5 protein-coding genes are annotated in these 6,000 nt (G+C 62.5%); 1 reads left to right on the top strand and 4 read right to left on the bottom strand.

All coding sequences use genetic code 11. The features are described from left to right. Positions 1–169 precede the first annotated feature (169 nt). Positions 170–778 carry a dihydrofolate reductase family protein gene (locus tag ACIQH5_RS15850; RefSeq protein ID WP_400405062.1) on the bottom strand — a complete coding sequence of 203 codons (609 nt, stop codon included), beginning with the start codon at positions 776–778 and terminating at the stop codon, positions 170–172. 118 nt (positions 779–896) lie between these two features. Here ACIQH5_RS15850 and ACIQH5_RS15845 point away from each other — a divergent pair, with 118 nt between their 5' ends. Beyond that, complete coding sequence (locus ACIQH5_RS15845; RefSeq protein WP_400405060.1) at positions 897–1,403, top strand: methyltransferase family protein; 507 nt, start codon at positions 897–899, stop codon at positions 1,401–1,403. Between the two features lie 21 nt (positions 1,404–1,424). On the opposite strand, the gene ACIQH5_RS15840 is transcribed toward ACIQH5_RS15845, so the two are convergent. From ACIQH5_RS15840 to ACIQH5_RS15830, 3 genes are all read right to left on the bottom strand, one after another. Beyond that, a complete protein-coding gene (locus ACIQH5_RS15840; RefSeq protein ID WP_400405058.1) occupies positions 1,425–2,477 on the bottom strand; it encodes a YhcG family protein in 1,053 nt (350 codons plus the stop codon). Positions 2,478–2,522: 45 nt separating this feature from the next. Further along, the gene (locus tag ACIQH5_RS15835) at positions 2,523–3,632 is read right to left on the bottom strand and encodes a substrate-binding domain-containing protein (protein ID WP_400405056.1); all 1,110 of its coding nucleotides are present in this window, start codon (positions 3,630–3,632) and stop codon (positions 2,523–2,525) included. Between the two features lie 98 nt (positions 3,633–3,730). After that, complete coding sequence (locus ACIQH5_RS15830) at positions 3,731–5,752, bottom strand: PQQ-binding-like beta-propeller repeat protein (RefSeq protein ID WP_400405053.1); 2,022 nt, start codon at positions 5,750–5,752, stop codon at positions 3,731–3,733. Between the last annotated feature and the right edge of the window lie 248 nt (positions 5,753–6,000).

Here is a 6,000-nt window from a genome sequence, read left to right as displayed (position 1 = left end):
TCCCTGCGTTTGGGTGTGGTGCGCTTTGTTGTGGGTCGTCCCACGGGCCCCCCCCGCCTCTCCCCCCTCCGGGTTGTCCCGCTCCCCCCCCCCCCCGGGGGGGGGGGGGGGGGGGCCCCCCCCCCCCCCCCCACGCTTCTGTTTTTGGCGCGCAGTACTTGGTGCGCTGTTACGCCTGGCTGATGTCGATCCCTGTCACCGGAGCGCCCGCTTTCTCGTAGACAAGCGCAACGGCGCCTTTCGAGAAGCCCTGCGGTGGCTGCGCCAAGCGAAAGGCTGCGGGCACGCCGGCTCCGTCGGGGAACAGGCGCCTACCCGAGCCAAACGTCAGTGGGTAGAGGTAGAGGCTCAGCCGGTCCACGAGGTCGGCTTCGAGCAATGACCTGGCGAGGTCGCCGCTGCCGATCACGTGGATGTCCTGGAATCTCTCCTTCAGTGCGGCCACCTCCGCCACCTCGGCCAACGCTGTGGTTCCTTCCCATCCCGGGTCTGTCAGGGTCCTCGACACCACGAACTTTGGCAAGGCGTTGAACGTATCGGCAATGTGGTCACTCTGGTTGGGCCAGAACCCGGCGAAGATGTCATAGGTCCTGCGGCCCAGCAGCAGCGCGTCCATCCGGTCGATTCCCGCGACGATCGCCTCGCCGCTCTCCTGGTCCGAGTACGCCGCCTGCCATCCTCCGAACTCGAAGCCGCCCGAGGTGTCCTCGTCGGGACCGCCCGGCGCTTGATACACGCCGTCGAGGGTGATGAAAAGGTCAACGGAGAGAATTCCCATGGTGTGCTCCTCTTGGTGAGATTTTTCCAAGCCGCTCTTTGATGCGCGCCATCCTAGTCCGGGTGCGGAGTTGGCGGGAGGGTCGCGCGGTAAGCCGGGTGGGGCTATTCTGGCGCGCATGGCCCAGGCAAGCTCACCAGCACGTGCGTGGATCGGGACGGTTCTCTTCCTGTTCCTCGCACCCGGCATCGTGGCAGGACTCGTTCCCGGACTGATCTCCGGCTGGCGGTGGTTTGACTGGGGCTCAGCGTGGATTGTGATGCTCTTTGCGTGGAGCGCCATCGCTGCCGGGGTGGCCTTCCTCCTGCACGCCTTCGCGTTGTTCGCCCTGCACCGGGGAACGCCCGCTCCGGTGGCTCCCACTGAAACGCTGGTGGTGACGGGCGCCTACCGCTTCGTACGCAATCCGATGTACCTCGCGGTGCTGAGCATCATTCTGGGCCAGGCGCTGCTATTCGGAAGTTGGGGGCTGGTGATCTATGCAGTGATTGTCCTCGCCGCGGTAGTCGCGTTCGTGAAGGGCTACGAGGAACCAACCCTCACCGAGACCTACGGCGAGCAATACCTGAACTACCAACGCAATGTCCCGGGCTGGTGGCCGCGGTTCACGCCGTGGCGGGGGTAATCGCACTCGTTGCCGTACCGCCTAAGTGGGCTCGGCCTGTCCCTCGTCAGGTTCTGCCCATTCGAGCGCAGCGACCAGGTGCCCTTCGTTGGGCAGGGCTTGCTGTTCGGAGGCCGGGAGCTTGTCGTATGTATAGGCGGCGACTGCCATGGGTGAGGTTGACCGCCCGAGGCTGTACCTGACGCTGCGGTCGTTCTTGGTGCCGCAGATCAGGATGCCAATCGTTTCGTTGTGATGCTCCCGGCGAAGTATGTCATCCACAAGGGCAACGTAAAAGTTCAGCTTGCCGGCGTACTCAGGCTGGAACTTTCCTGTCTTGAGCTCTACGACGACGTACCGGTTCTGGTCCATGTGGAAGAACAGCATGTCGACGTAGTAGTCGTCGCCGTCGACATCGAAGTGGACCTGCCGGCCAACGAACGAGAATCCCGGCCCGAGTTCCCTGAGGGTTTCAGTGATTCGGCTGGTAAGGGCCAGTTCAAGGTCGCGTTCGGCGACTTCCCCCGACAGGCCGAGAAATTCGAAGCTGTAGGGGTCCTTGGCCACCTGCTGGGCCAGTTCGGAATCTTGTCCAACAAGCCGTTGGACAAAGTTCGATGGCGCCGCGCCTGTCCTTTCCAACGTCCGGTTCATGATCATGTTCAGCAGGACATTGCGGGACCATCCGTACTCAACTGCGGCACCGGCATACCAATCCCGATGCTGTCGAGTGTTTGCCTTGTCCAAAAGAACGGTGATATGACCCCACGGCAATTGTGCAACAGCTTGTTGCACAATTGGGTCCGGCCATGCGGTGGCAAAGGCCCGCATGTAAAAGAGGTTCCGTCGAGAAAGGCCCTTCATCTCCGGGAACTCCGCACGGAGGTCCTCGGCCAGGCGTCCCATGACCCCGCTCCCCCATCGCTCCACCTGTTGGCGTTCCATCACTGTCTTGCCGATGGACCAATACAATTCGATTAACTGGGTGTTGACGGTTCGAAGGGCGGTCTGGCGAGCGCGGCGCACCCGTTCCTTGAGCGCGTCTAAGAGATCAGAGTAGTCTGCGGGCAAGGCTAGGGCACTCGAATCAGTCATGGTCACAAACCTATTTGCGGCCACTGACATTTGGAGCGGCTCCCCCTACTCCACATCCTCCCCAGGCACGGTGGACTCCCGGATGATCAGTTTCGGGGCCAGGCTCACCCGGCGGAGGGCCGGCGAAACCGCAGATCCGGTCTTTCCGGCAAGACGTTCCATGCACATGGCGACGGCGGCGTGGCCTACGTCCCGCTTCGGTGGGGCGATGGAGGTCAGGGGCACGGGGGCGAGGTCCGCCACCTCGTCGTCGTAGGCCACGATCGCCAGGTCCTCCGGGACGTCCAGCCCTGATTCCTCGGCGAGGTTAATCAACGTGATGGCTTCCTCGTCCGGGAGCACCAGGGCCGCGTGCGTCTCAGTGCGACGGCAGTCTCTGAGGAATTTCGCGAACTCTTTTTGGTTGTTGCCTGCGCCCACCACTGAACGAACGTATTCCATGATGGGCGCATCAGTTTCGAGCCCCAGCTTGGCTACCATGCGCTCGTGGCTTTCACGGAGCCACGGCGCTGTGGGGCTGGTGGCGATGGCAAGCCCTATCCTGCGGTGGCCCAAGGATACGAGGTGCTCAAGGGCAAGCTCGGCACCATAGCTGTGATCGGACATCACGGATTCGAACACGCGGCTTGAACGTTCCACGAGCACTACGGGGATTCGCAGCCCGGACAGCAGCTCGAACGTTGGAGATCCGGGTTCAAGGGATCCGGCGGTTGCCAACAGTATCCCGTCCACGGAGTTGGCCACCATGCGTTGGAGCTGCCGGTGTTCGTCCTCCGCGGAGTAGTTGCTGACCCCCAGAATCAGCCGGGCGTTCAGTTCCCTGGCGGCTGATTCCGCGCCGCGGATGACCTCCGGAAAGTAGTAGCCCGTGGTCGGGACAATGAGGCCCAGGGTTGCGAGCGGCTGGCGGGATCTCCTGTGAACGGTGTCGCCTGGCCGTTCGGAGGGGACGGGAACGGCGCCGCCGTGGACCCGGCGCAGCAGCCCTTGGGCAGCAAGCTGTGTCAGGTCCCGGCGGATGGTCATGGTGGACAGTCCGGTCTTCTCCGCGAACCCATTGACGGTCAGGGATCCCCGCATTTCAAGCTCGCGCAGAATCTTCTCGTGGCGTTCGCCGCTAAGCATGCCCACCCTCTCCGGAGTCCAGATGTTCAAACAAGCATAGGTGACCGTATGCACGTGCGTTGCGGGGCCCGCTCTGCGCGGTAAATACTCGCCAGAGAGCGCAAAACAGGCCCCGCAACGCCGGGCACCTACCGCCGGGGGTGGTCGTTGATCCGCACGAGGTTCCGGCCCCGCATGGTGTAGAGGTAGCCGTCCTCATCGTTGTTAATGTGCGAGCCGCTGTACCAAGCGCCGTCGATGTCGGCCACCACGGTGGCAACCTCGAAGGTCTTCGGGTCGAAGCGGAAGACGTGGGTGTTGGAAACGCCATACACCGCGCCGCGGTTGGTCACCAGGGCTGCGAAGCCGTAGCTCACCGAGGTGATATCGGCTTGGTGCACGAGCTTGCGCTTGGGAAGGTCGATAACGAACACAGTGCCCTTGCGGGACACACCATAGAGGTACTTTCCCTGCACTGCCAGGGCACTGACTCCGGAATTCTGTCCGGGATCGATCCTCCACAGTTCCTTGCCCTTCACTGGGTCGAAGGCAACCACGGTCCCCGCCCCGCCAACGTCCGGAAGGCCGCCGCCCAAGTAGGCCACGCCGTCGCGGCTTGCAACGGCACGAACCAACTGGGTCTCATCCACCGGGTTCACGAAGAAGCCCTTCTTGCCGGTGCGCGGGTCATAGGTCCACAGCGAACCTCCGCCCTCGGTGTCCGCTTGAGTGACTACCAGGACAAGCTTGTTGCTTTCGTCCCAGCAGACGTCCAGGGGCCGGTTTTGCTCCTTGGGAAAGTCGGCCACCTGCGTGATCGGCTTTCCGTTCCGGGGGTCGTAGCTCCAGATGCCCTGACCGCTGTACTGGCCTGTATAAAGGGCACCATCCACAACGATCGCGTCCTTCGCCTCACCCGGAGCGCTCATGTTCGTGACGTGGCCATCCTTCAGCGAGCGGCGTGCAATGACGCCGTTGCCTCCCACATAGACATAACCTGCGCCTGCCGCGATCCCCATCACCGATTGAGGATCAGAGGGTGCGCCAGCTTCGCCGAGGTCGGTGGTCTTGGTGGCGCCGCTTACGGGGTCGATCTCGGCGATGAAGCCATAACCAGAGGTGACCAGCAACTTGCCATCCCTGGAATCGACGCCCCAGACTTCCCCGAGGGAGGGGCCCTCAAACGGCACGGCAGCGATCGTGTTCGATGCCAGCGAGTAGGCGAGAAGTCCGGTCTCGTTGGCGAAATAGACGTTGTCCCCCATCACCGCGAAACTCTTGGCCACCTTGCCTTCCGAGACCGTCAGCGCGTACGACGAGTGGTTGGCCAGGCTGAGAGCGGCCATCTTGGCGTTCTCCAACGATCCTGCGGAGCTGACCACAAGCTTGTCCCCCACCACTGCGAGGTCGCGGATGCTGGGATCTGGCAGGATTTCGGACGGAGTCACGTTGGTGAACTTCTTGGATGATGTGTCGTAGGCGTAGAGGCAGGCCCGGCTGGCGCCACTTCCGCCGTTGAGCGTGCTGCCCGCACCGAAGAACACCGTGGCGTCCGTCGCGGCTACGGCGCGGGCCAAGGTTGCTCCCGCGTCCGGGATGCCAAGGCTCGCTACCTGGCCTGTGGCGGGGTTGTATTCCCAGAGTGCTGGCGCGGTGCTGCTTCCGCCGCCAACTGCATAAAGCCGGCCATTGGGTGCAACGCTGATGTCCCGGACATCACGGTCTCCGATGTAGCCGATCGCCGTAGCCTTGGTGCCGAGACTGTTGAGGTCCCAGCGGAACAGGTTCGGCAGTGTGCCGGTGGACTTCTGGAGGACACCGGCGTACAGGTACCGGCCTGAAGGATCGGCGGCCAGCGTCTGGATGGAGTGGCCGTTGCTGAGTTCGGTTTGGCCGATGACCTTGCCCGTGGGGACGTGGAAGGCAATGATCCGGACCGGCTCCAGGTTGCGGGAACCGATGTACAGAACATCGCCAACCAGCAGGCCGCTCATCAGGGAGAACTGTACGACGGCGGGACCCAGATCCAGGATTTCCGTCGCCTTTGGCTTGGACCCCAGGAGGGCGGACGCCGACGCCGGTTGGCCGGCTGCCAGCCCGATGGCCGCGGCGAGCGACGCTGCTCCGCCAACTTGTAGGACTGACCGTCTGCTGATGTTCGATTTCTCCATTGGAATCCCTGTTCTTAGGTAATGGCTTTTCAGTAGTCGCCGTTTCGGGTGTCCAGAATTCATAGCAGCGTGGAACTGACAGCGTCCAGCATTTCTGTTCGTTCAAACAGAACTGGCAGCAAAGTTTCACAGTAGAGTCCCCAAAGACCGTCGTGTTAGTTACTCGGCAATGTTTGAAAATGTTTGAAATCTTGTAGATGTTCGAAGCAGCGCGGTTACATGGATTCACCTCATGTGGCCCCAACCAC

It is taken from the genome of Paenarthrobacter sp. NPDC091711 (genome assembly GCF_044756605.1).
Taxonomy (GTDB): domain Bacteria; phylum Actinomycetota; class Actinomycetes; order Actinomycetales; family Micrococcaceae; genus Arthrobacter.
This window is presented reverse-complemented; position numbering and strand designations above follow the sequence as displayed.